This window comes from Saccharopolyspora erythraea NRRL 2338 (assembly GCF_000062885.1).
In the GTDB taxonomy this organism is placed as follows: domain Bacteria; phylum Actinomycetota; class Actinomycetes; order Mycobacteriales; family Pseudonocardiaceae; genus Saccharopolyspora_D; species Saccharopolyspora_D erythraea.
The window spans coordinates 5,706,017-5,732,443 of the sequence record NC_009142.1 but is presented as its reverse complement, the minus strand read 5'-3'; the positions used below and the strand labels follow the sequence as shown (position 1 = coordinate 5,732,443).

The following is a 26,427-nucleotide window of genomic DNA, read 5'->3' as shown; positions in this document are numbered from 1 at the left end:
GCCCCCCGCTTGGCGGCCACACCCCGTGATGATCATTGCGCCGAACGTGTGTGGCGTGATCGCTCTGGACCAGGGGCCTTGTACATACCGTTACCAGGCAGGATCGTGGCACGCTGGCGATCGGACGGCGGGGGCGTCTCGAATATGTCACGCCTGTGGCAACGTTGCGTAGGCGTCGGATGTGATCACTACGATCGCGGGACGTGCGGTGGCAGTACGCCGCGACCGTCATGGGGGAACGCAGGAGAGGGGGCCGCGGTGTCGAGCGGCGGTGCGTCGGAGCCGGAACCGAGGTCGAAAGCTCAGTCGGTCTCAGCGCCCAAGCCGGGCCCGACACCTGGTCCGTCGCAAGTCAAGCGCTGGCACCAGGAGCGGCCGTCGCCGTATCCGTGGGAGCAAGAGGGGCTCGATTATGTTCGGCGGTCGATGCCGAACACCGAGCCGTTCCGCGCGTGGGCGACGTTCTCGTTCACTGCGGGGTCGGGGCGGATCAACGAGTGCGATCTGTTCATCGCGACGCCGGGCGGGCTGTATCTGGTGGAACTGAAGGGCCATCCAGGGCGGGTGGCCAATAGCGGCGATACGTGGCGTTTCCGCGAAGAAGGCTCGCGCTATACCCGCACGCTTCGCAATCCGCTTCACTTGACGGACCTGAAGTGCAAGGACCTGCGCAGTCGGCTGGATTGGGCGTTGCAGCAGCGCGGTCACCGCAGTATGCGCACGCCTTGGATCCAGCCTGCGATCTTCCTGTCTGCACAGGGGTTGCGGTCGGAGCTGGACGAGGTGCAGCGCGCTCACGTCTACGCCCGGTCCGAGGACTCGGGGCTGCCGGAGATCTGGCGTGATCTGCTTGCCAAGCCGCCGCAACGTGAGCACCAGCGGGTGCGGCCGGAGTTCTCACGGCTGCTCCGAGATCTGTTCGCCACGATCGGGATCAGCGCGGCCACGTCGCATCTGCGGTTCGGCGACAACTGGTCGCTGTGGCCGGAGAAGCTCGACGCGGGCCGCACCTGGGAGGATCGGCTGGCGGAGCGGTCCGTTCCGGTCAAGGAAGAGGGCCGGGTACGGATCTATCTCACCGCACAGCAGGCCAGCGAGAAGCAGCGGCAATCGGTGGAGCGGGCCGCGCGGCGCGAGTACCAGGTGCTGCAGGGCATCAACCACCGCGGGATCGCGCAGGCGGTGCAGTTCGCCGAGCACGGCGGATCCCCGGCGATCCTGTTTCGGCACCGACACGCCGACCTGCGGCTGGACTCGTATCTGGACCTATTCGGTGATCGACTGAGTACCGAGGCCCGGCTGGAGCTGGTGCGGCAGTTGGCGGAGGCCGTGCAGTACGCGCATCAGCGGTCGCTGTATCACCGGGCGCTGTCGGCGCGGTCGATCTATGTGTCGGCCCGTGACGATGGATCGCAGCCGCTGTTGCGGATCATCGACTGGCAGACCGCCGCGCGCGACTTCGAGACGACGATGGGCACGTCATCGCTGGGCAACAGCTCGGTGACCGGCGAGCATCTGGCCGACTCGTCAGAGGTGTATCTCGCTCCGGACTTCGACACGCCGTATGCGGACCCGGTGGATCTGGACGTGTTCGGGCTGGGTGCGCTCACGTACTTCCTGCTGACCGGCAGCCCGCCCGCCACCCAGCGCAGCGCGTTGATCGACCGGCTGCGGAAGAACCAGGGACTGCGGCCGTCGGCGGTGGCCGACGGGGTGTCCGACGAGTTGGATGCGCTGGTCTTCGAGGCAACCCGGGCAGATCCGATGGATCGGCTGACCGCGGCAGACGAGTTCCTCAAGCGGCTCGACGACGCGGAGAAGAAGTCGGTTCCGGTGGGCGTGGCCTCAGACGTGGATCCGCTCGACGTCTCGGCAGGCCAGACCGTCGGGGGCGAGTGGGACGTCGTGCGTGTGCTGGGCACCGGCGCCACCGCCCGCGCGCTGTTGGTGTCGCGGATCGACGAGGACGCCGACGGGGAGCCGAGACCCGAGTACCGCGTGTTCAAGGTGGCCCTCGACGAGGACAAGGCCGCGCAGCTGCGGGCCGAGGCCGAGGCGCTGACGAAGGTCGGCGGCGGTGTCGTGGTGAAGCTGCTGTCGCCGGCTCGGCAGTTCGCCGGGCGCACGGTGCTGGATCTGGAGTTCGCGGGCGGGTTCGACCTCGAGGGCAAGACGCTCGGCGAGACGATCCGCGCCGAGGGCAAGCTCAGCTACCACAACCTGGAGCGCTACGGCCGCGACCTGTTCAACGCCCTCGACATCCTCGCCGGCCACGGTGTCTGGCACCGGGACCTCAAGCCCGACAACTTCGGGGTGTTCAAGCGCGCAGACCGCTCGACGCAGCTGATGCTGTTCGACTTCTCCCTGGCCGGCGTGTCGGAACGCGATGTCAAGGCAGGCACTCGTGGCTACCTGGACCCGTTCCTGGGCACGTCCCGCCGCCCTGTCTATGACGATCACGCGGAGCGGTACGCGGCGGCGGTGACGCTGCACGAGATGGCGTCGGGGCAGCGGCCGGAGTGGGGCGACGGGATGACCGACCCGCGCACCACTGCGGACGAGACCCCGAACCTGGCGGCGGACCTGTTCGAGCCGGATCTGCGTGAGCCGCTGACGTCGTTCTTCCGGCGCGCGTTCCACCGCGAGGTCGACAAGCGCTTCGACACGCTCAAGCAGATGGACGACGCGTGGCGGGAGGTATTCCGCAAGGCCGACCGCACCCCGCCGCTGACTACCCCGGGCACAGCCGAGGCCGACGACGCGTCGCTACCGGACCTGCGCGAGGCTGCGGCGAAGAGCGCGACGCTGGAGACCCCGCTGGATGCGGCCGGACTGTCGCCGCGCGCCGTGTCGGTGGCGAACTCGTTCGAGGCGTTCACCGTCGGCGACCTGCTGCGGGTGCCGCCATATCAGATCTCGAAGGCGCGCGGAGCCGGCGCACTGGTGCGGCGCGAACTCAACCGACGGCACACCCAGTGGAGCAAGGTCCTCCTGGCCGGGGCGACACCGCAGCGCCCGCAGGTCGAGGGCCGGGCGCCGACGATCGACGACCTTGTCGAGATCCTCGCCCCGAAGCCGCGCCGAGGCTCCCCGCGGCCCGAGGCGATCCGGCTGTTGTTGGGGTTGCCGGGCGAGGACGGGACCCCGCCGCCGTGGCCGACGCAGAGCGACGTGGCCAAGGCCCTCGGACGCACCCAGGCGACCGTCTCACGTCACCTCAACTCCCAGGCCAAGGAATGGGCGGCGGACGAACACCTCACCGCCGTCCGCGATGATCTCGTGGCACTGCTGGGCGAGGCGGGCCGGGTGATGACCGCCGACGAACTCGCGGCCGCGCTGCGTGCCCGGCGCGGCTCGGTCGAGCAGGACTCCGCGCGGGCGCACGCGTTGGCGCTTGCCGTGGTGCGGGCGGCGGCAGAGACCGAGATGGCGGCCCAGGGCACCGACGCCGAGCCGAGGTTGCTGGTCCTGCGCCGAGCGGAGCGCGTGCTGGTAGCTCTCGAGTCGCTGTCGGACTCCTCGGACCCGAGTGCCCCGGAACTCGCGGACTTCGCCGGAGCACTGGGCTCGTGTGCCGACGAACTGGTGAAACTCGACCCTCTGCCGGGCCGGGGCGTTGTGGTGCGCGAACTTCGGTCCATCGACGCACCCGCTGGCCTGCCGGTCCAGGCGGACACGCGGCTGGTGGAACTGGCCGCAGCGATGTCGCGCAACGCGGCCGCCTCACCCCGACTGGAGCTGTATCCGAGGGACTTGGACCTGGTGCGGGCGCTGCGGATCTCGCAGGCTCCGGCCGGGGTGCGGCGCGGGGTCGGGATCGCCGTCGATGATCTGCTTGCGAAGGTCAAGGCCCGGTTTCCCCTGCTGGAACTCGGCGAGTCGATCACGTACGTGCAACTGGAGCGTGAGCTGTCGGCGGCCGGGTTCCCGCTGGTCTACGACGTGGAGAAGGCGCGGTTCACGCAGCCCGAGCCCGAATCGTCGCGCAGCGTCGGCAGCTCCTACACCTCGGTCACGTCGACGGAGCAGCGGAGCGATCCGAGCGAGCAGGCGCACGCGAAGCTGACGTCCGCGTTGAACAAGGGCGGTTTCGCTGCGCTGACGCTGCGCGGGGTACACCTTCCGGGGGCGGCGGAGTCGATCTCCTCGGCCTTCCCGGTCGACTCGGTGCACGTGGACGAACTGTTCCTGGCGCAGTTCCGGGCGCTGGTCAAGCAGCACGACGTGGACTGGAACGACATCCGCGCTCTCGACAACGAGTTCGGCGCGACTGGGGTGATCGCGGACGGCTTCGCGTCGTTCGTCGAAGTGACCTGGGAGAACGTGCAGGAGGAACTGGCCAGGCGGGCCTCGTCCTCAGTGCTGTTTCTGCACCACGCAAGCCTGTTGGCCCGCTATTACAACCGGGGCGGCCGAGATCTGTTGACGGAATTGCAAAACGCGGCCCGCCGCCCAGACTCGCGTCCCCACGGCATGTGGCTTCTGTGCCCAGGCGATTCGGCGTGGGAGACACCGCGGCTGGAGCAGCACATCGTCGAGGTGCTCGGCGAGTCGGAACGGGTGGTGCTGGACGGCGCCTTCCTGGCGGGGTTGAACGCGGGCGAGGGCGCCGCGTGAAGGAGACGACATCGGTGAACGACGAGGCGACGGCACGCGGTATCGACCAGGCGGCGCTGGTGAAGGACCTGCGCGCTCGGGTGTCCACGCTGGAGGACGATCTGCGAGCCCGCGCGGCTGAGGTCAAGGAGTTCGACGCCGCACTACGCGAGGAGTACGAGGCGGCCCGGGAGGCCGAACGCACTGCGGCGACTTACGAGTCCTGGCTCGACGAGCGCGTTACGCAGGTCGCGGCGGCTTGGGTGCTGGGCACGGTGTTCGTACGGTTCTGCGAAGACAACGGCCTCATCCCGGACCCGTTCCTTGCGGGGTGGGGCGAGCGGCTCGCCGAGGCGGAGGAGCGGCACGAGGCGTATTTCCGGGAGCGTCCGCAGGACAACGACCGGGACTGGATTATCGCCGCGTTCGACACTCTCGCAGCCGCGCACCCGACCGCCAAGGGCCTGTTCGATCGGAACCACAATCCGTTGTGGGAGATCACACCGTCGTTCGAGGCCGCGAGCGACCTGATCCGGTTCTGGCGGCGGCGCGGCGACAACGGCCATGTGCACCACGACTTCACCGACCCCGAACTCGATACCCGGTTCCTCGGGGACCTGTACCAGAACCTGTCGGAGAACGCCCGCAAGACCTATGCGCTGCTGCAGACCCCGGAGTTCGTCGAGGAGTTCGTCCTCGACCTGACCCTGACGCCCGCGATCGAGGAGTTCGGGCTCGACGGCCTACGCACGATCGACCCTGCGTGCGGGTCGGGGCACTTCTTGCTGGGCATCTTCGATCGGCTGCTGACGCGGTGGCGCGCGAAGGAGCCGGGCACTGACTCCTGGACGCTGATCCGTCGATCCCTCGAATCCGTCCACGGCTGTGACAAGAACCCGTTCGCGGTGTCAATCGCGCGGTTTCGGCTGCTGGTAGCGGCACTGCGAGCAGCTGGAGACGCGAGGTTGGACGGGGCGGCGGAGTTCCCGATCAACGTGGCAGTGGGGGACTCGCTGATCCACGGACGCGGTGCGCCGCGGCCGGAGGACGAGTTGTTCGCGGCGGAGGAAGCGCACACCTACGCAACCGAGGACGTCAACGAGCACGTGCGTGACTACGACCTGCTAGGTCGGGCGTCGTACCACGTCGTGGTCGGGAACCCGCCGTACATCACGGTGAAGGACAAGCAGGAGAACGCGAACTACCGCACGCTGTACCCGGACGTGTGCTCCGGCAAGTACGCACTGTCGGTGCCGTTCGCCAAGCGCCTGTTCCAGCTCGCGGTGTTCACGAGCGGTGACGATCGCCGGGCCGGGTTCGTGGGGCAGATCACCGCGAACTCGTTCATGAAACGCGAGTTCGGAAAGAAGCTCATCCAGGACTACTTCGCACAGAAGATCCACCTGACACACGTCATTGATACGTCCGGCGCGTACATCCCGGGGCATGGGACACCGACCGTGATTCTCGTGGGACGCAACCACTTTCCGCGCATGGGCGAGTCGATCCGGGCGGTGCTGGGGGTTCGGGGTGAACCGGGCGAACCGGAGATTCCAGCCGAGGGCTTGGTCTGGTCGGCGATCCTCGACCAGATCGGCAAACCCGGAACCGAATCGGAGTGGGTGTCTGTCCAGGACGGCGAGCGCACTAGTTACTCCCGGTTCCCGTGGAGTCTTTCCGGCGGTGGCGCGACCGATGTTTTCGCCATGGTAGAAGAGGCCCCGAAGCGTTTGAAATCGTTGTTGGAACGACCGATCGGATTCGCGAGTTTCCCTGGGCAGGACGAGGTCTTTTTCTTTTCGGATTCGTGGTTCCGCCGGAACCGGGTCGAAGACGAGATGGCTCGACCGCTCGTGGTCGGCGAGGTGGTACGCGACTGGGACGAAAAGTGCGACCAGACTGCTCTCGTCCCGTACGGCTGGGATCAGAAACCGATCGAATTCAATCCGGCGAGCCCATGGGGGCGTCATCTATGGGCCATGCGCAGGGTGCTTTACTCGACCACCGGGTTCTCCGGTGAAACACGGGATGAACTAGATGTCCCCTGGTGGACGTGGTATCGCTGGATACCTGAACGTTATGCGACTCCGCTATCGATCCCGTTCGCTTTTGTCGCTACTCATAGCCACTTTGTGCTGGATCGGGGTGGGAAGGTCTTCAATCGTTCTGCTCCGGTGATCAAGTTGCCGGAGGGGGCGAGTGAGGACGAGCACCTGGAGTTGTTGGGGGTGCTGAACTCGTCCACGGCCTGTTTCTGGCTCAAGCAGGTGAGTCAGGACAAAGGGAATCGTGGTGGTGAGCGGTCGACCGGGCGCTACGCGTGGGAGAGTTACTTCGAGTTTACGGGCACCAAGCTCCAGGACTATCCGCTCCCGCAGGATCTTCCGCTCGAACTCGGCCGCACGTTGGGCTCTCTCGCTCGGCGAATGTCCGAAAAGGATGCTTCGGTGTTCGCGTCCGGGGCTGCTCCGACTCGGCTCGAACTCAACGCATCGCGTGCGGAACACGACCGCATCCGCTCCCGCATGATCGCCCTTCAGGAAGAGCTTGACTGGTTCGTCTACCACTCGTACGGCCTGCTCGGCGATGCCGAACGCGAGCGGTTGACCGTGCGGGTTCTCGATGCGGTTCCCGAAGTTCGATTGGGCGAGCGGGCTTTCGAGATCGCCATGGCGCCGCGCGCCGCTGAGGATGAGGCGATCGAGCAATGGTTCATCCGCCACGATTCGACCCCGATCACCGAGATTCCGACCGACTGGCCCGACTGGTATCGCGAGATCGTGCAGAACCGGATCGATGTGATCGAGAAGCGCCGCGACATCGCGTTGATCGAGCGTCCGGAGTGCAAGCGCCGCTGGTCGAGCGAGCCGTGGGAGAAGAAGGAAGCCGAGGCGCTCCGCACGTGGCTGCTCGACCGGTGCGAGCGGCGGGATCTGTGGTTCCAGGTGCGCGACGGGTTCGAGCAGCCCCGCACGAGGACTGTCCATCAGCTCGCGGACGCGTTCCGCACCGACGAGGACCTGCACGCGGTCGCCCGGCTGTACGCGACCGACCACCTGGGCAAACCGGACCTCAACCTCTCGCAGGTGCTGGAGCGGATCGTCGCAGACCAGCACGTGCCCTATCTGGCTGCCCATCGCTACAAGGACTCCGGCTTACGCAAACGAGCCCAGTGGGAACAAGTCTGGGAACTCCAGCGCGAGGAAGACCGCACCGGGACGCGCATGGACATCCCGGTCCCGCCGAAATACACCTCCGCAGATTTCCGCAAGACGAGCTACTGGTCGCAGCGCGGGAAACTCGACGTCCCGAAGGAGCGGTTCATCTCCTACCCCGACGCCGCGCCCGGCTCCGATACGTCGCTGCTGCTCGGCTGGGCAGGGTGGGACCACAAGGACCAGGCGCAGGCGTTGGTCAATATCGTCAACGACCGGGGCGAGAAGGAGGGCTGGGGTGCCGAGGAACTGACGCCGGTTCTGGCGGGCCTGGCCGAGGTGATGCCGTGGGTGCGTCAGTGGCACGGCGAGTACGACGAGGAATGGGGCGGGGTGCCGGCAAACGAGTACCAGGCATTCCTGGATGAACAACGCGGCAAGCACCACCTCACTGAGGACGATCTGAAGGCGTGGCGGCCGACGGGCCGTCGCGGCGGCGCGAAGGGTGAACGCCAGTGAGCCAGACGTTTCTGCGCGACGTCATCCACATCCCGGAGTCGGTGCACTCCGGGGACTTCAAGGTCGAGCTTTCCGGGGGGTTCGGCAAGACCGCCGAGAGGGTCGAGCAGTACGTCGTCACCGACCAGCTGCGGACCGCGTTCGGCAAGGCGCTGTCGATCGTGCGGGCCGCGCTGCGCGACGGCAGTTCCCATGCCGCCTACCTGCACGGTTCGTTCGGGTCCGGTAAGAGCCATTTCCTGACCGTCCTGCACGCGGTGCTCAACGACGACCCGGCCGCGCGGGCGAAGCTCGGTCTGCAGTCCGTCATTGCCGACAACGAGTCGTGGCTGTCCGGCAAGCGGTTCCTCATGGTGCCGTACCACCTGGTGGGGGCCACCGACATCGACTCGGCGATCCTCGGGAAGTACGCCGAATACGTACGCATCGAACACCCGGACGCGCCCGTGCCTGCGGTGTACCGATCCGATGCGCTGCTCGCCGACGCGCGGCGACTGCGCGAGTCGGTCGGTGACACGAAGTTCATCGAGATGCTCGGGGAGTCCTCACAGCCCGCCAAGTCGGGCAGCGGTGGCATCAAGGACGTGCCGAACCTCAAGCGGAAGCCGTCCTCTTCGTGGGAGTCGTCCACACTGGACGCTGCGTTCGCCGCGCCGGTGGGTGACGGGAATCGGGACGCGCTGGTGTCGGCACTTTTGTCCGGGCCGATGTCGTCGTACCAGCGGGGCGCCAGCGGCGACGAGAAGGCGTTCATCCCCCTGGAAGACGGCTTGTCGGTCATCTCCCGGCACGCTCGCGACCTCGGGTACGACGGGCTGATTCTCTTCTTGGACGAGCTGATCCTGTGGCTTCAGGCGAAGATGTCCGACCAGAAGTTCGTCAACGAGCAGGTGCAGAAGCTCGTCAAACTCATCGAGTCCGGCAACGCCGACCGGGCGTTGCCGATCGTTTCGTTCATCTCCCGGCAGCGTGATCTTTCGCAGCTCGTCGGCGACGATATCGCCGGCAAGGACGTCAAGAACCTCGAAGCGCAGGTGCACTACCTGGCCGAGCGGTTCGACACCGTGTCGCTCGAAGACCGCAACCTGCCCGCGATCATCAAGGAACGCGTGCTCAAACCCCTGCCGGGCGGTAGGGAGATCCTGGACGAGGCGTTCTCGACGATCGAGTCGAGCAAGGCCGCCGATCGCGAGGTGCTACTCGACGCGGACGGCGCCACCGGGGCGTCGTGGGAGAACTTCCGTGAGGTCTATCCGCTCTCGCCCGCGCTACTCAATGTGCTTGTCGCGTTGTCCGGGGCGCTGCAGCGGGAGCGTACGGGGTTGAAGCTGCTGCAGGAGATGCTGCACCGGCGGCGGAACGACATGAAGGTCGGGGAGCTGATCCCGCTCGGCGACCTGTGGGACGTGCTCGTCGACAACAGCGGTGACGCGTTCACCGACCGGCTCAAGGGCGAAGCAGCTGCGGCCACCCGGTTCTACGCGAAGTCAAGAGCGCACCTCGAAGCAAAATATGGTTCGGGCAGCCAGGATTTCGTCGCGGTCGATCGTCTCGTGAAGACGTTGTTGCTGGCGGCACTCGCGCCGAGTGTGTCCGCACTGGGCCGGTTGACCGGGCAGCGGCTGGCTGCGCTCAACCACGGCTCGCTGCGCTCGCGGACGGTGCAAGCGGGGTCGCTGGTGGTGTCGAAGCTGCGGGACCTGCAGGCTGATTTCGGGGAACTGCGCTCCGAGGGCGACGAGGACCCGGTATTCCGGCTGATGCTGTCCGACCTGGACATCGAGCCACTGCTGGACCAGGTCGGTGAGCAGGACTCGCTCGGCGCGCGGCGGATCTGGACCAAGAAACACCTGTGGGCCGAGCTGGGGATCCGCGACGCCGACAGCAGAGTCGCCGAGCGCGAGGTCGTGTGGCGGGGGACTCGTCGGACCGCCGAGTTCCTGTTCGCCAACGTCCGCGACACCAGCGAATTGCCCGACGCCGACTTCGCGCCGAGCGTGCCCGGACGGGTCCGGTTCGTATTGGACTATCCGTTCGATGATCCTGACAAGTCTCCTGCTGACGACGCCGCACGAGTCGCCCGGCTGCGGCGGGACGAGCACGCGCCGACGATCGTGTGGCTGCCGCACTTCTTCTCCACCCAGAAGGCTGCGCAGCTCGGCCGACTGCTCAAGATCGAGTATCTTCTGGAGCGGGACCGGCTGTCCGACTACGCGGGCACGCTGTCCGAGGACTCACGGCTGAAGATCCGCCACCAGCTGCAGGCCAACGCCGACAACCTCCGCACCCAACTCGTCGCCACGCTCCGGCAGCTTTACGGGATCGCGCAGGTCGACGAGAACGCGGTGGGCCGGCACGTCGGCGAGGACGGGCACCTCATGTCGCTGCAGCCTGGCCACAAGCCGAGGCCGTACGGCGGGGCCGGTTTCGACTACAACGTGCTCGCGCTGGCCGACGGGCTGTTCGACGTGCTGCATCCAAAGCACCCGGACTTCGACGTCAACCGCAACCGCAAAGCGGTTACGAACGCCGAACTGCGCACCGTGTTTTCCTGGATCGCGCAGGCCGCTGAGAACGGCGGTCGCGCCGTCGTCGACGCGAAGCAACTGCCGCTGGTGCGCCGAATCGTGCACCCCCTGGAGCTCGGCGACGTCGCTGACGGTCCTCTTAACCTGAGCTCCGAGTGGCGGAGACGTATCGAACAGGCGGCCGCGCAGCACGGCGTCTCCGGCGACTACCCCGTCGACAAGATCCGCGAATGGATCGAGGAACTCGGCTACACCGGTATGGACAAACCCGTGCTGGGCCTCGTGATCGCCACCTACGCTCTGCTGGCCGACCGGGCGTGGCTCATCAACGGCTCCCCGCTGGGTGAGACACCGGACCTCGACAAGATTGGGCTCGGCCACTCGCTACGCGCCCAGGAACTGCCCAGCGCCGAGGAGTTCGCGCGGGCGCGCGAGCGGGCGGCCGTGGTGTTCGGAGTAAAGATCGCGGAGACGCTGTCTGCTCGCAACGTCGGGAAGCTGGCGAGCGCGGTTCGAGTGCCGGCGAAATCGTCCGAAGAGGCGTTGTCGCAGGTCCGCCACGCGCTGGAGAGGCACCACGCGAAGCTGGGCATTGCAGGGGACGCGCCACGGATCACCTCGACGCTGGACGCGTCCGATCTAGTGGCCCGTCTGGTGCGTCGAGCGGACGGTGACACCGCGCTCGTGCGCGAGCTGGCGGCGGCCGAGTACCGCACAGCCGACGCGTCGCTTGGATCGGCGATCACGTCGGCTCCAAGCCTGGCTACGGCGCTGACGACCATCGAATGGCAGCTTGTCGACTCGGTGCGGTCGTTGGTCGGTGGCGGCGACCCGGTATCGAACCGAGCGGAAGGACTCGTCGACCAGCTGGCGGAGGTCGCCTCGGCTGACGAATGGACGCGGGATCTCGCGCCGGTGTTGCAAGAGTTCCGGCCCGCGGCGTTGCAGCTGTTGGCGGACGCGTTGGAACGGGATCGGCGGAGCAAGGAGGCGGAGCGGGAGAAGGCCGGGCCCGACGTTCCGAACCCGCCGCTGCCGCCAGCTCCCTCTAAGGCCGATGACATCGCCCTCCCCGATAACGGGAGACCGTCGGTATCGGGAACGATTGGGCACCCGACCGAGCAGAGAAATCCGCGGACCACCAAGCGCGTTCGGGCGAGCGCCGTCGAGGACCGCCTCGCCGAGTTCCTCAATCAGCTCAAAGACGAGATCGGTGAACACGCGGCCGCGCACCCCGACGACGAAATCGAGATCACCTGGCACGTCGTCCGTGACGAGGAAGCGCGATGACTCCACCGCCCACAGTGGACCACCGGGTCATCGAGGCGCTCGTCAAAGACCAGCTCCAGCACCACACCAACCGGCGGCTGCTGCTGGTCTACGCCCGCTACGCCGACACGGTGGAGTCTTTCCCGCTAACCGGGCAGCGTCGTCGAGTGCACGTAGCCGACCATCATTCGGTGCTGGGCATGTCCGAGGCGTGGCAACGGCATCTGGCGGACCACCCTGCCGACGACGATCTGCTGGTGGTCACCACCAGCGTGCCGGAGGAGCAACTCGGCTGGGACCTGCGGGCGTATGCGATCAAGCGGTCGATCCGCAACGTTGACCGGGCGCGGATCGTGGCGCAACGGTTCGGGGCGGTCGACGTCGATGCGCGGGTGCGGGCCGAGGAATGGCTTATCGACGGGCTGCTCGACGCCGAACCTTCCACCGGTTGGCCGCGCGCCGGCTCGGTGCTCACCCGGGACCGAGCGATCCGGGCGTTGATCGGCGCCCGGCTGGGCCGCACCGTCCCCGCCGACGGAACTCTGGATGCGGGCACGCTGCTGGAATGGTCACGCGGCGCGGAGGCCGGCAGGTTCAGCGAACTCTCCCCGGCCGAGCGCGACGGGCTGGTGCGCTGGCTGACCGATACCGTCGGACCAGCCGCGGCCGTGCTGCTGCGCCTGGTGGAGGAGGGCAAGGCGACCGACGCGATGCCGTTGGGCGTCGTCGCGGCTGTCGCGGCCGGACCGAACCCGCCCTTGGAAGCCGGACTTGCGCTCGGCGGACTGCTCGGGAGCGCACATGGCTCTGAACTGCGTGCCTTCACCGATGCCGTCGAAGGCACCCTGACCCGGTGGGCCCACGAGGCCGAGGTGAGTCGTAACGGCGAACCCGCACGACGCCGCGTGTGGGAGGTCGTGCGGCGGTCGGACGAGATTGCGGCCCAGGTTAGGTTGACGGAGTCGTTGCGAGGGAACGGGTTCTTGCCCTCGGCGTTCAGCGCGCGACTGCAGGCACTCGCGACTGCCGTGTCGGGGCCCCGGGCGCGCCTAGGCGACGCGGAGCGGGCATTGGAGTCGCTGCGCGATCACGTGGTGGCCCGGTTGGCGCCGGAACGGGTGCGGGTCGCAGAGATGGCCGTGCGTCTGGTGCGGTGGTTGCAGGAGGCTCGGACCGACGTGGCGTCGGTGGCCGACGGCATCGCCCGGTACATCTCCGACACGGCGTGGGTGGACCGGGCGCTGCAGGTGCTTTGGCACGGCGATCCTGGCGGCGACGCGGTCGTGGGCCAGGCGTATCGCTCGGTGTGGGAGGAGATCCGCAGCGTGCGAGACCGCATCGACGAGGCATTCGCGGGGCGATTGGAGTCTTGGGCGCAGCACGCGAGCAGCGTTGAGTCGAGCGGTGCGCTGCTGATCGAGCAGGTACTCGGTGAGATCGCGGCGCCGGTGGCGCGTAAGACTGCCCCTCTGGTGATCGTGCTAGACGGTATGAACGGCGCCGTGGCTGCCGGACTCGGCGAACAGTTGGCGGAGTGGTCGGAGACCAGCCGCGAGCCGGGGCGCCGGGACGCGGCGGTGGCGGCGATCCCGTCGGTGACGCAGATCAGCCGCACGAGTCTACTCACGGGGACCGTGACCGAAGGCGGACAGACCGTCGAGAAGGACGGGTTCAAGAAATTCTGGCGCACACGACGCCGCCAGGCCCAGTTGTTCCACAAAGCCGACATCGTGGGGCAGGCGGGATCGTGGTTGTCGGACGAGCTCTTCGCCGCGTTGGCGGACCCCGACATCGTGGTCGGCGCCGTCCTCAACACGATCGACGACGCCCTGGACCATGGGCAGGAGGGCGACCGCGTCGAATGGCGCCTCGACGACATCACCTACCTGTCCACTCTGCTCAACGAGGCACGCAACTACGGACGCCCTGTCGTGCTGGTCTCCGACCACGGGCACGTGCTCGACCGCGGCGGGCAGCAGACCCAGGCCGACGGAGTGGAGTCGGCACGTTGGCGGCGCGGTGCGCCGAGCACGGGTGAGGTCGCGTTGCGCGGCCCGCGCGTCGTCCCCGGTGACCTCGTGGCGCCATGGCGGGAAGACCTTCGCTACACCCCGCGCAAGGCCGGATATCACGGCGGCGCGTCCCTCGCGGAGATGACGGTGCCCGTGCTCGTGCTGTTGCCGAGCCTGGAACTGCTGCCCAACGGCTGGCACGTGCTACCACGTGAGCGCACCGAACCACCGTGGTGGTCGGCGCGCACCGTGCACGCAGAGACGGAATCGGCACCGGTGAAGGCTCCGTCGCGGCGGAAGAAGACACCCGATCCCGCCGTAGAAGCGCTGTTCCCCGTTGACGCGGCCGCTGTCGAGCCCGTCACCTCGCTGGGCGATCGGGTTGCCTCCGGGGAGGTCTACGAACACCAGCGGAAGCTCGTGCCGCGCCCGCCGGACAATCAGGCGGTCGCGGCGGTGATCGACGCTCTGGCCGCGCAACCCGACGGAATGCTCACCACGAGCGCGGTCGCCGCGGCGGCGGGGCGTGCGGCACGGCGCCCGGAGTTCTTCATGAGCGTGCTCGGTCGACTGCTCAACGTCGACGGCTATCCGGTCGTGTCCGTTGTGGATGGAGGAGCGCGCGTGAAACTGAGTCTGGAGAACCTTCGCACACAGTTCGGGATCGACAAGCCGTGAGCGTGGTCAGCGAAGCTCGACGCCGCGACGTGATCGACGCGTTGCGGCGCGGCACTGTGCCCCAGGCTGGACTGGACCTGCTCGTGGTCGGACTTGACCGGTTCACGACCGCGATGAGCGACGATCTCGACACCGTGGCGCGGGGTGGTGCCGCCTTCCACGCAGTGCGCGGCGAGTACGGGTCGGGCAAGACGTTCTTCTCCCGCTGGCTGGCCGAATCCGCTAAGCGGCGCGGGATGGCGACCTCCGAGATCCAGATCTCCGAGACCGAGACCCCGTTGCACAAGCTGGAGACGGTGTACCGGAGGCTCACCGAACGCCTCGCCACCGCCGCACATCGGCCCAGCGCGCTGCGTTCCATCGTAAACTCCTGGTTCTACACGCTTGAAGAACAGGTCCTCGATGCCGACGAGATCAACCCCGACGACCAGGCTGCCCTCGGCGAGGCCGTCGACGCACTTCTGGAGAAACGCCTCGCCGACGTCGCGCGCACGACCCCCGCGTTCGCCGCTGCCCTGCGTGGGTATCGGCATGCCGTCGACTCCGGCGACACCACCACAGCCGAAGCACTGATCGCATGGCTCGGGGGGCAGAGGTCCGTCGCTGCATCCGCGCGTCGGGCCGCCGGTGTACGCGGGGATCTGGACCACTTCGCCGCTTTGGGGTTTCTGCAGGGACTGTTGACGGTGCTGCGTGACTGTGGGCATCCCGGACTGCTGCTGGTGCTCGACGAGACCGAGACGTTGCAGCGTGTGCGGGGCGACGTTCGGGAGAAGGGGCTCAACGCCCTGCGGCAGCTCCTCGACGAGATCGACGCGGGACGCTTTCCCGGGTTGTTCCTGGTGATGACTGGAACCCCGGCGTTCTTCGACGGGCGTCAGGGTGTGCAGCGGCTGCCCCCGCTCGCGCAGCGTCTCGCCACGGACTTTACGACAGACGCGCGGTTCGACTCGCCGCGCGCCGTGCAACTGCGGCTGCCAGGATTCGACCTGCCGTCCCTGGGCGAGCTGGGGAGACGCGTGCGGAACCTCTACGCCGATGGAGCACGGAATCCCGAGCGAGTGCGTTCCCTCGTCGACGATTCGTATGTGGATACGCTCGCTCGGGCGCTCGCCGGCGAACTTGGCGGTCAGGTCGGAGTGGCGCCGCGGATCTTCCTGCGCAAACTCGTCGCCGACGTGCTCGACCGCGTCGACGATTTCGACGACTTCGATCCCCGGCAGTACTACACCCTCACACTCAGCTCGGGTGACCTATCCGAAGTGGAACGCAACGCGTCACGTGCTGAGGACGTCGACCTGGATCTGCCGTGAGTGATCAAGAATTTCAGCCGTCGTCGGTTGCTCGGGGAAACGTTCCCGAACCGTTCACGCGGCTGCATCCGGTGCTTACACACCACATCGTCAACACGCTCGGTTGGCGGTCGCTACGCCCATTGCAGCGGGAGGCGATCGACCCGGTGCTTGACGGTTCCGACGCGCTGCTGCTCGCACCCACTGCGGGCGGCAAGACCGAGGCCGCGTGCTTTCCGCTGCTGTCAGCGATGGAGACCCACGCCTGGTCGGGCGTGTCGGTGCTGTACGTGTGTCCGCTCAAGGCGTTGCTGAACAACCTCGAACACCGCCTCGACACCTACACCTCCTGGCTCGGGCGCCGGGTCGGGATCTGGCACGGCGACGTCGCGGCCGGGGCTAGACAGCGCCTGCTGCGCGACCCACCCGACGTACTGCTCACAACCCCGGAATCCCTCGAGGCGATGCTGGTCAGCACCAAGGTCGACCACAGGACGCTGTTCGGCGGTCTGCGGGCGATCGCGGTCGATGAGGTCCATTCGTTCGCCGGAGACGACCGAGGTTGGCACCTCCTTGCTGTGTTGGAGCGGCTGATGAGGGTGGCCGGTCGGCCGATCCAGCGGGTCGGGCTCTCAGCGACAGTCGGGAATCCGCACGAACTGTTGTACTGGCTGCAGGGATCGAGGCGTGGTGCGCGGCCCGGGGCGGTGGTGGCACCGGGTGTTCTGAACGGGGGCCACGCCACGCCCCCGGGAACAACGTCTCCGACTCTCGAACAAGAGAAGTCGTCGATCTCGACGAACGCGACCGGAAACACCGGACCCACGCGCATGATGTCCTCAGCCGAGGAAGCAGCAGCCACATCGAACGTCGTTCAGCGGGTGCCTCCGCCCGGCGACATCGAGCTTGACTACGTCGGCTCGGTCGACAACGCCGCCACCGTCATCGCCGCCCTGCATCGCGGCGAGAAGCGCCTGGTGTTCTGCGACTCTCGGCAACTCGTCGAAGAACTCGGCGCGTCGCTGCGGAGCAGGGGCGTGACGACGTTCCTGTCCCACGCATCGCTGTCCCTGGACGAGCGGCGTCGCGCGGAGGAGGCGTTCGCCGACGCCAGGGACTGCGTGATCGTCTCGACGTCCACATTGGAACTCGGCATCGACGTCGGCGACCTAGATCGGGTCATCCAGATCAACGCGCCGACCACCGTCGCCTCGTTCCTGCAACGCCTCGGCCGCAGCGGCCGACGCCCCGGCAGCACCCGCAACTGCCTGTTTCTGGCGTTGAGGAAGGACGCACTGCTGTGGTCAGCTGCGCTGCTGGAGCTGTGGGGGCGTGGGTACGTGGAGCCTGTCACCGCCCCCCCGGAGCCCCGGCACATCGTCGCTCAGCAACTCCTGGCGCTGTGTCTGCAGCACAACGCGGTCGGCGACGCGTTGTGGAGCGAGGAATGGAACGGGCTCGCGCCGTTCGATCGCACCGCTGAGCCGGTCCTGCGCCATCTGCTGAGAGAGGGTTTCGTCGAGCGCGACGGCCCGATGCTGTTCATCGGCCCGGAAGCCGAACGCCGGTTCGGGCGCAGGCACTTCATGGACATGACGGCCGTGTTCACCGCCCCGCCCCAGTTCACGGTGCTCGAGGGACGCCGCGAGATCGGGCACACCGACTCGGCACTGCTGACCGAGAAGGTCGAGGGCCCGAGACTACTGCTGCTCGGCGGCAGAAGCTGGAAGGTCACCAGTATCGACTGGAAGACCCGCCGCTGCTACGTCGAGTCCGCCGACAAGGGCGGCCGAGCGCGTTGGCAGTCCTTCGGCGCGGGGGGAGTCGGTTTCGCGCTTGCGCAGGCCGCACGAGACGTGCTGCTTGGGGCGGTCCCGCCGATCGCGCTGACGCAGCGGGCACAACGCGTGCTGGTCGAACTACGTGAGACGCGATCCGGCCAGGTTAGCGCCGATGCCACAGTGATCACACGCGATGGTAATGACGTCCGATGGTGGACATGGGCTGGCTTCCGCGCGAATGCGTCGCTCTCCGCGACGTTGGAAGACCTAACGGACCAGTACACCCGCTTCGACGACGTGTCGATCCGCCTACGCGGCGACCTAACACGCGAGATGTGGCAGGCGGGAGTCGCCGACCCCGAAACCCGCTCGCGTCTACCGGAAATCGAGGAAAGAGCACTGAACGGCCTCAAGTTCAACGAGGCACTCCCGCAGGAACTGGCAACGTCGACGCTGGCGGCGCGGCTAGCGGACATCGACGGGGCGATCAAGGCGCTGAAGCAATCTGTGCGGTTCGTTGCGCAGGGATGACTGGAATGCGCTTCGGACGCTCTCAAAAACTCCGCCGTGGGCGGTGACCAATGACGGAGAAACCGCGGACGACTGGGACGGAAACCGGCACATTCCTAAGTGGAGTCTGTCAGTTGATCGGCACTGTATCGTCCTGTACCGCTCGAAAAGTCATCGCTGAACCGCCCGGGGCGTCTGGACCTTGCGATACCCGGTCTCGGTGGAGTACTGGAGTGCCCTTGCCGAAAACCTCATCCGTGCAGGTCAAGCTGCATGCTCGTACTCGTGGAGGATGCCGCCGAGGCGATCGCGTCGGCGTATGTCGAGGTGAACGATCTTGTCCGGGTCTGCGATGGGAGTCGGCAATGGGTTCAGCGGGCGGGTGTTCGCGATGCCTTGGTGAGGCCGGTGGGAGTTGTAGAACTGTTCGAACTCACGTAGGGTGTGGAGTAGGTGCCGCTGATTCCAGATCAAAGTGCGGTCCAGCAGCTCACGTCGGCAGGTCTGTACCCACCTTTCCATGATCGAGTTCATTCTCGGCATCTGGACGCCGCTGAGCACGACCTCAATCCTCGAATCCGACAGGACAGTGTCGAATAGGGCGGGAAATTTGCCATCGCGGTCCCGGATCAGGAACCGCGCCCGGCAGTCGGCGTCCTCGAGGTCCGTGATCTCGACGTCCTTGTCCCGGTCACTCATCGGCAGCAGACGCAGCATGGCGAACGCATTCGTCACGCCCAGGTAGGCCAGTCGCAGCAGCACGGTCGATCAGCATGTCGGGTGCTCGACAGCGGCGAAAGCGTCCGGTCGAGCGACTACGGTCGACCTACCCCTACGCCGCACCCGCCGTGTCTCACCAGGGCGGATGAGGTTGTCGGCAAGGGCAGCGTTGATCACCGTCATCACCGGCGCCGCCCGGGGCTTCGGCGCGGAAATCGCTCGCGCGGCGCTGGCCGGAGGGACAACGTCGGGGTCGCGGTGCGCAACCCGGACGGCGGTCTGGTGCCGCAAGCTCAGCGCGGGTAGCGGTTCGCGCTCATCGCTTGCCGACAGCGCAGCATTACAGAGCTATCTCGCGGGTGAACTGCGGAAGTATTCTTGGGCGGGTCCCGGGCGAGGTGGTCGGTGATGTGCTGGAGGTCGATTCGACGAGGATTCGGCCAGATCCTTTTGTGTCGACCGTATGACCATTCCATCATCATTATTTCATGTCTGCTTCGTTGTGGTCACAGTTGGGTAGGGCGTCGACCGTAGGAGCGATTCACGTATATTATTAGCCCTGATATTTCGAGCAGTGCGAGGATGTTTAGAATGCGATAGCCAAAGCTGCTAATAGTGGGCGCATTTGGAGTGCCCTGAGGCTGAGGATTCGAGGGTGCGGTCAGTGCATTTGGATCCATCAGGCCGGGAGTCAGAAGCGCTATAAGCAAGACGGCGCCAGTAAGGATGATCACTGCAGCTATTCGACTTCTCAGGAATTGCACAGCGGAGGGGTGAACGTCGCTGAGGGATGGCCACTTTTCTGGGTTGCTGCGGCGAGCTGCGTGGCGCCAGAGAAGCAGAAGGGAAAAAAATGACAAAAAAGAAGCTGCCTGCTTGTGCTGTATTTAGATCCTCGGAAGCTGGCTCCTCTGGGCGCTGGCCGCCAAGTATATATTCAAGAAAACCGACGACTGCAACATCGAGGCTGAGCATTGTGGCGCCCCAGATTAAAATGGGAGAACGCGCTTTCCAGATGCGAGTGAAATATTCGACGAAAGCATTCCTTGGTTTATTGCCCCCTGTCTCGAGCTCTGGCTGGCCGTTGGCAGCTTGAGCGGCAGGAGCTTCTTCGCGATAGAGGTGGTCGCGTAAATCTGCTGAATAAAAATGTACGCCACCATGGATTTGATCAGCTTGAATCGCATTGGAAATGCTCGACCCATCTATGCTATTTCGGATGTTGGGGGTGCGTTGAGTTTCCTCTTTTTGGAGTAACTTTTCCCTGGCTGTCGGGTGTTCCGGTGTGCTGTGCTCGTCTGTGGTCACATGCCCCTCTAAATCTTCGAATCGTGCGGCCCGGTTCCGTTAGTCTACCCATCGCGATGCGGGGGGTGGTTGTGTGGTAACCCTGCGTGGCAAGCCTATTGGCCCGGCGCAGCTCGGGAACACGCAGAAATAGCTTCCCCACCCCGGGTCTACCTGCTGTTCTTGCAGCTCGTCCGATGTTTCCGCCTGTCCTGTCGAAGGCGTCCCGAGACGGAGCTCGGTTGGACAGGCAGGACGGCTCGGAACCAATCGGTGCCCCCGTCGCATTAGCCGGGCTCCGGTAGCCCGATCCGGATGCATGGTGCGCAACTCCGTCCACCGTCTATTGGGTGGTTCCTGACAGGCCGTTTTGACGCTGGCGCCGGGAGGAAAGTGGGAGGATTGTGTTGGCGAGTTCCGCGTCGTGCCGTTCTGTACGGTAGTGAACGGTAGCGCCCTTGCCTGTGGTTTCTCTATTTGCGCTGGTTGTGCAGCTGGGGGTTAAGGGTTCGTGGGGTTCGAATCCCGCCGTCCCGACGGTCACGACAGCCCGCTGACCTGACGTGAACGCGCAGGTCAGCGGGCTTCTTGATGTTGTCATCGTGATTTTATAGTTGATCTCCGCACTCGGCCCGATCCGATTTTTGGGAGGATCGATCATGGCCGGAGTGAAATGGGTTCGCGGGGTGGGAGTCGATGATCTCGCTTGGCCGGGTGATTTCTTTCCGCGGTCCTGGGTCGTCGTGGCTGGTCAGCATGGGCTTTGCGGTGGGTGGAGAGAAGTGCTACGCCGTCTTCGGTTTTTTCCCGCTGGCATGCTGAGTAGCTCGCCGGTCGGGATTTGCGCCGCTGGTCAAGGGGTCGCGGTGGGGTGTGCTGATGGCTGGCCATGCGGTGTCTTCAGGCGTGTAGTGGGGTCAATGGGGCCCGTAGGTTCGGTGGTGCTTAGGTCTCCCATCGGTGTTGGAGGCTGTCGAGCACTTGGTTCTCGATCTCAGGCGCGACGTGGGAGTAGGCGTCTCTGACCTTGTCGGCGAGGCGGTGTTGCGCTTGCCGGTAATGTCATCCATCGAGGTCAGACTCCGTGTCGGGCACTCGTTGGGGATGCCGCCCAGGCGAGCGCGTCTTCCTATGTCGAGGCGGGCGATCTGGGTGGGGTCGGCGATCGGATCCGGCAAGGAGTGCAGTGGCCGGGCGTTGGCGACGCCTTGGCAGGCCGATGGGAGTTGTAGAAGTCCTCGAACTCCCGTAGGGCGTGGAGCAGGTGCCGCTGATTCCAGACCAAGGTGACCCGCGCTCGGTAGCCCGCGTCCTCGAGGTCCATGACAAGATTCCTCGCAGACTCAGCCACCCACGAGGCGGTCGGATGCGCGGTGGCGCCCAGACCCGGATCCGGCGAGTGTTGTGGTCGATCACCGCGAGGACGTACATCTTTGCTCCGGTCAGGGTGATCGTCTCGAAGAAGTCAGGCCGCCCCGGCGATCGGGCACTCGGCACGCGAGCGCAAGTTCGAATGGTGCTGATGTCGGCGACCAGATGGACCGGCACACGACCCGCTACTACGTCCATGCCCCTGTCGACGCCGTCCTGCGGCCGCACTCGCCGAGGAACTGAAGCCCGCCCCTGTCTTCTCCGAGGAAAGATGATGGCCCATCTCCCCACCACCGGCCCAACCAGCGTTCGCACCACCGGCGACTACTACCAGTGGCTCGTCGCCTGGGAGGCTTGCCTGGTCCTGCTTCGCGAGACCGCCGCCCGCTCGCACAACCCCGTCCGCGCAGTCGGCGTCGAACTCGACGGCGTGGGCAACCTCGACGACGTCGTCCTGCTGCGTGACGTTCCTCCGAACACCTATAAACAGGTGAAGTACGCGGTTGACAGCGCTACGCCGGTCAATGAGGAGTACTTGACCAAGCCCAGTGCCAACGGTGGTCCATCGATCCTTGCGAAGATCGCCAGGACGTGGAAAGGGTTGACCGCGGACGGCGGCAGCGCCGATCTGCGCCTGGTCACCAACCGGGCCGCCGACTCCGAGGACGGCCTGATGGCGGGTCGCGACGCCCGCACCGGCCTCCTGATGCCCAGAGCAGCCGTCGGCGGAGCCAGGTCGGACCGAGGCAAGGCCCGTGCCCGGTGGGCGCAGGAGGCAGGGCTGACCGAGGCCGAGCTCATCGATCTCCTGTCGGTGCTCCGCTTCGACCTGCCTCTGGACATGGTCTGGTACCAGGAGAACCTCCGACTCCTGATGGCTGTCACCGGGCTTCGTCACGACCAGCGGGCGCTTGAGGAGGGGGCCGGCTGGGTCGCCAAAATGGTCCGCGAAGGCCAACGTGAGCTCACGCTGACAATGATCGAGACCGCTGTCGCCGAGCTTGACCTAGAGGCCGGTCCCGCCCGGGCTGTCTTGTCAATCGCCACTCTCAAACCGGACCCGCTGGCGTCGGACGCCGACCATGCCATCAATTGGGTCGACCGCTTCGACGGTGATTCCCCATACACCAAGCGTCGCCCCCTGCCGCCGAACACCTGGTCCCAGTTGCAGGCGGACATCGAGGCCGCGCCGGGACGCCTGCCCGCGGAGACAACCGCCGTATCCGTGACGGGCAGCATCCGTCTCGCGCCGGCCTTCCTGGTCGGTACCACGTTCCGCATGGTCACCGGCACCGACCTCGCGACAGTCCAGCGCGGGAGGGCCGGCAGCCAGCTCTGGTCCACAAACGACCCATTCGACACCGCCCTGGTCCCAGGAGTCAGCGAAGACGAGATCGGCCAAGGTGACGAGATCGCTGTCGCTATCGCCGTCGCGACCGACCCCACTGAGAACGTTGTGGAGTACCTGCAAGAGCAGAACATCCCCGTCCGCAAGCTCACCGTGCTCACCCCACCGGACGGCGCAGCGAACGACGGCTCGCTGCCCGACAGCACCACCGCTAACGCCCTGGCAGTCGGCATACGCGACCATCTTCGCCGCTCCACCCGTCGAGTCCGGCGCCTGCACCTCTTCCTCGCCTGCCCCATGGGACTTGCTGTTCTACTGGGCAACCGGTGGAACCGACTATGTCAGACCGTCGTGTACGAGGACATCAAGATTGACGACGGATACGAACCGGCATTCACCGTGGAGGCATAAAGGGCCTGAGTTGAAGAACGCTGGGCTTCGTGTTCGGAGGTCAGGGCGCAGCTGTAGCCTAGCTGTCCAACGACAGCTGGGTCATTCCATCATGAGCCGTTGCCTTGTCTACCGCGACCTTCCCGCGGTGAGACACCTCAAACCTGGTAGAAGGCGTGGTCGCCAGGAACAGCCGGCGTGAAGGCGAACACGCATGCCCCGTCGTCGCGGACAGAGGAGTGCGTCAACTGACCCGATGCGACCAGTGAGCCCTTCTGGTCATAGACCGTCACCGAGGTTCCCACCGCGATGTCGTTGTAGCCGCGGAATCCGGCACACCCACTGGTCGTGTTGGTGACACCATCCCTCAGGGGCATCGCACCCAGCAGGTTGAACTCATCAGGTGCTGACACCCACGACACCACACCCATGTAGCGCCGATCAACACCATCGCGGAGCCACACCCGCCGCGAATATCGGCCAACCGCCGCGAAGCCCCCGCTTGGGAACAGCTCCACCATCGGAGGCGCTACCCGGGGTTGGGCCAGCGGGGGACGAGGAGAACGGGCCTCATTGGATCACCGGCATAGCAGCGGCCCTCTCAACTCCAGAGCGCTGAAGCAGCGGGTGCAATTACTCATCGACGGCGCACCTGCGGTGTTACCGGGAGAGACGGGGCCGTGATGCGCAGAGCACCGACACCGTGTCTCACGCCAGAATGCAGCCGCCCCGCAGTACGGCTAGCAAGGTGTAAAGACTGCGCGCCCAGACTGGACCGGCACAACCTGTCCTGAGCTTCCCCCGTTTGTCCGGAGGCTTCCGAGTCTGGTCTGCTCGTGCGGACCGAGGAAGGAAGTCGTTGTGGCAGCACCGAAGAAGTACCCGGATGAGCTGCGGGAACGCGCGGTGCGGCTGTATCGGGAGTCGGATCCGAAACCGGCGATCCGGCGGTTGGCCGAGCAGCTGAACGTGCACCCGGAGGCGTTGCGGAACTGGATCCGCCAGGACGAGGCCGACCGCGGCCAGCGGCAGGACCGGCCGGCGACAGACATGGCCGAGGAGAACCGCCGCCTCAAGCGGGAGAACGCCGAGCTCAAGCGGGTCAACGATGTGTTGCGGGCGGCGAGTGCTTATTTTGCGGGCGAGATCGACCCGACCCGGAGGCGGTCATGAGCTTCATCGATGACCATGACTTCTCGGTCGGTCTCGTACTGCGGGTCCTGGACATCCCGGCCTCGACCTACTACGACTGGCGCGCCCGCGCGGCCTGGCCGTCGCGGCGCCACCGTGAGGATGCCGAGTTGCTGGAGCGGATCACCAAGATCCGGTCTTCGCACGAATTCGCCGCCACCTACGGGTCACCGCGGGTGTGGCTGGAGCTGCGCCGCCAAGGGGTGCGGTGCTCCCGCAAGCGCATCGAGCGCATCATGCGGGAGAACGGGCTCGCTGGCGCACACCTACGCCGGGGCTGGAAGCCCCGCTCCACCCGGCAGGACCTCCGCCATTCGTCGGCGCCGGACCTGGTGGAACGTGACTTCACCGCGGATGCGCCCAACCGGCTGTGGGTAGCCGATCTAACCCGGCTGCTCACCGGTGAGGGCGTGTTGTGGCTGGCCTCGGTGCGTGATGCGTTCTCCAACCGCATCGTCGGCTGGGCCACCGCCGCCCGCGCCGACACCGAGCTGGTGCTCACCGCGCTGGAATACGGGCTGTGGTCCCGCGACGTGCGCAGCGGCGAACTTGTCCATCACAGCGACAAAGGCTGTCAATACACCGCGCTCCGGTTCACCCGACGGCTCGCCGACGCCGGCGTCACTCCGTCAACCGGCAGCGTCGGTGACAGCTTCGACAACGCCCTGGCCGAGAACCTGTGGTCCACCATCAAGATCGAGCTGCTGTATTGGCCGGGCACCACATTCGCCACCCGCGCCGAGGCCGACGCGGCGATCTTCCGATATGTGGACGGCTGGTACAACCCACGCCGCATCCAACACGGACTTGGCGGACTGTCACCCGATGAGTACGAGGAGGCCCACCACACCCAACACGATCAACACCATGTCGATAGCATCCGCCCGACCCCAGCCGGAGCCAGATAACCAAGCCTCCGGCAAAGCGGGGGAACCTCAGTCCACCACCTAGCGGGCCCGCCACAGAAACCAAGTGCGGCAACACAGAGCAAGGCAGTAGCCCGACACAGGCACGACATGGGAACTGGTGCCCTGCCGTGGAGTTGGCCTACCTCGCCGCGACCGCCGCGATTGAGCCAAAAGCCCTGGCCACAATCTCATCGCGCTAAGCGCTGCATGATCGGCTGATTCGCGGTGTTGTTGCAGCGAAACTTCAACATACCTAGCAGCGCGGGCAGCATCCGCCGGTCGTGGTTCGAATACAACGATCGCAGCACCGTGCGCACCCACGCCTGAAACGCCCGCTCGTGGGCCTTGGCCACGCGGACCAACTATTGCAGCGTCTTCTCACCGACCACCGGATACAGCGCGGCGCGCACGCTCTCGTCCGGCTTGTCCAGGGCGGCCTCGGCCATCCGGAACAGGATGCCTTCCTTGCCCCGCACCCGCCGCAGATCCTCGGTCAGCTCGCGCTCGACCCGCCGCTCTGCCTGGACGTTGACCTTGTGCACCAGGCTGATCAGCAGCTCCACCAACGCATCGGTGATCTCGGTTTGCCGCACCCAGCACTACGCCGCCAGCAGCGTCAGCCGCACCTCGACCGGCGCGGCACGTAGATCCGAGGGCCCCGACCGCGCCGCCGCGCACGCCACGCCGCCACCAGCTTCTTCGAGGCATCCTCGAACAGTCCCGCCGGAAGCCCCAGCGCGCGTACCGCCGTGAGCTTGTCGATCTCCCGCAGCAGCGTGTCTAGACTGGCTTGGCTCGGGTCGGCCTTCAACTCCGCCAGCAGCCCGCCGCGCTGCCCCTCGGCCTCGACCACCAAGTCCTACAGCGAGGTC

General features: G+C 66.3%; 15 protein-coding genes. 9 read left to right on the top strand and 6 right to left on the bottom strand.

Going from position 1 to position 26,427, the window contains the following annotated elements:
• Positions 1-258 precede the first annotated feature (258 nt).
• The 6 genes from pglW to SACE_RS37925 are packed head-to-tail and all read left to right on the top strand — an operon-like array spanning position 259 to position 18,361.
• The gene (gene pglW / locus SACE_RS24755; protein WP_044547554.1) at positions 259-4,617 is read left to right on the top strand and encodes a BREX system serine/threonine kinase PglW; all 4,359 of its coding nucleotides are present in this window, start codon (positions 259-261) and stop codon (positions 4,615-4,617) included.
• Positions 4,614-8,270 (top strand): BREX-2 system adenine-specific DNA-methyltransferase PglX, encoded by a 3,657-nt coding sequence (pglX, locus tag SACE_RS24750; protein ID WP_009942485.1) that lies wholly within the window; start codon positions 4,614-4,616, stop codon positions 8,268-8,270. The genes pglW and pglX overlap by 4 nt, the downstream gene beginning before the upstream one ends.
• Positions 8,267-12,088 (top strand): BREX-2 system ATPase PglY family protein, encoded by a 3,822-nt coding sequence (locus SACE_RS24745; RefSeq protein ID WP_009942486.1) that lies wholly within the window; start codon positions 8,267-8,269, stop codon positions 12,086-12,088. The genes pglX and SACE_RS24745 overlap by 4 nt, the downstream gene beginning before the upstream one ends.
• The gene (pglZ, locus tag SACE_RS24740) at positions 12,085-14,757 is read left to right on the top strand and encodes a BREX-2 system phosphatase PglZ (RefSeq protein WP_011874613.1); all 2,673 of its coding nucleotides are present in this window, start codon (positions 12,085-12,087) and stop codon (positions 14,755-14,757) included. The genes SACE_RS24745 and pglZ overlap by 4 nt, the downstream gene beginning before the upstream one ends.
• Entirely contained in the window at positions 14,754-16,070 is a 1,317-nt protein-coding gene (gene brxD, locus SACE_RS24735; protein WP_009942488.1) for a BREX system ATP-binding protein BrxD, read from the top strand. The genes pglZ and brxD overlap by 4 nt, the downstream gene beginning before the upstream one ends.
• Positions 16,067-18,361 (top strand): DEAD/DEAH box helicase, encoded by a 2,295-nt coding sequence (locus SACE_RS37925; RefSeq protein WP_011874611.1) that lies wholly within the window; start codon positions 16,067-16,069, stop codon positions 18,359-18,361. Before brxD ends, SACE_RS37925 begins: the two co-directional genes overlap by 4 nt.
• A 243-nt stretch (positions 18,362-18,604) precedes the next feature.
• On the opposite strand, the gene SACE_RS24725 is transcribed toward SACE_RS37925, so the two are convergent.
• Both SACE_RS24725 and SACE_RS37920 read right to left on the bottom strand, forming a co-directional pair.
• On the bottom strand, positions 18,605-19,102 hold the full coding sequence (locus SACE_RS24725) for an integrase core domain-containing protein (protein ID WP_009942489.1): 498 nt from the start codon (positions 19,100-19,102) through the stop codon (positions 18,605-18,607).
• Between the two features lie 567 nt (positions 19,103-19,669).
• Positions 19,670-20,368, bottom strand: a complete 699-nt coding sequence (locus SACE_RS37920; RefSeq protein WP_143538214.1) for a hypothetical protein — start codon at positions 20,366-20,368, stop codon at positions 19,670-19,672.
• Positions 20,369-21,989: 1,621 nt separating this feature from the next.
• Between SACE_RS37920 and SACE_RS24720 the strand changes: the two genes are divergently transcribed.
• Positions 21,990-23,477 (top strand): SAVED domain-containing protein, encoded by a 1,488-nt coding sequence (locus tag SACE_RS24720; protein ID WP_009942490.1) that lies wholly within the window; start codon positions 21,990-21,992, stop codon positions 23,475-23,477.
• Between the two features lie 137 nt (positions 23,478-23,614).
• Here the strand turns inward: SACE_RS24720 and SACE_RS24715 are convergent, their stop codons facing one another.
• A complete protein-coding gene (locus SACE_RS24715; RefSeq protein WP_021341696.1) occupies positions 23,615-23,977 on the bottom strand; it encodes a hypothetical protein in 363 nt (120 codons plus the stop codon).
• 340 nt (positions 23,978-24,317) lie between these two features.
• Here SACE_RS24715 and SACE_RS24710 point away from each other — a divergent pair, with 340 nt between their 5' ends.
• A complete protein-coding gene (locus SACE_RS24710) occupies positions 24,318-24,629 on the top strand; it encodes a transposase (RefSeq protein ID WP_009942492.1) in 312 nt (103 codons plus the stop codon).
• Positions 24,626-25,555 (top strand): IS3 family transposase, encoded by a 930-nt coding sequence (locus SACE_RS24705; protein WP_009942493.1) that lies wholly within the window; start codon positions 24,626-24,628, stop codon positions 25,553-25,555. Before SACE_RS24710 ends, SACE_RS24705 begins: the two co-directional genes overlap by 4 nt.
• A gap of 188 nt (positions 25,556-25,743) precedes the next feature.
• Here SACE_RS24705 and SACE_RS39500 read toward each other — a convergent pair whose 3' ends face one another.
• Genes SACE_RS39500 through SACE_RS39490 form a run of 3 tightly spaced genes read right to left on the bottom strand, consistent with a single transcriptional unit; the run spans position 25,744 to position 26,408 of the window.
• Positions 25,744-25,908 (bottom strand): hypothetical protein, encoded by a 165-nt coding sequence (locus tag SACE_RS39500; protein WP_011874609.1) that lies wholly within the window; start codon positions 25,906-25,908, stop codon positions 25,744-25,746.
• A 9-nt stretch (positions 25,909-25,917) separates the two neighbouring features.
• Positions 25,918-26,148 carry a transposase gene (locus SACE_RS39495; RefSeq protein WP_009942495.1) on the bottom strand — a complete coding sequence of 77 codons (231 nt, stop codon included), beginning with the start codon at positions 26,146-26,148 and terminating at the stop codon, positions 25,918-25,920.
• Positions 26,149-26,171: 23 nt separating this feature from the next.
• Positions 26,172-26,408: a hypothetical protein gene (locus tag SACE_RS39490; protein ID WP_009942496.1), complete on the bottom strand. Its 237-nt coding sequence runs from the start codon at positions 26,406-26,408 to the stop codon at positions 26,172-26,174.
• Between the last annotated feature and the right edge of the window lie 19 nt (positions 26,409-26,427).

Coding starts and splice junctions, on each gene's coding strand:
- pglZ (WP_011874613.1), top strand. CDS start 12,085: ATGACTCCACCGCCCACAGTGGACCACCGGGTCATCGAGGCGCTCGTC.
- SACE_RS24720 (WP_009942490.1), top strand. CDS start 21,990: ATGATGGCCCATCTCCCCACCACCGGCCCAACCAGCGTTCGCACCACC.
- SACE_RS24715 (WP_021341696.1), bottom strand. CDS start 23,977: ATGGTGGAGCTGTTCCCAAGCGGGGGCTTCGCGGCGGTTGGCCGATAT.
- SACE_RS24705 (WP_009942493.1), top strand. CDS start 24,626: ATGAGCTTCATCGATGACCATGACTTCTCGGTCGGTCTCGTACTGCGG.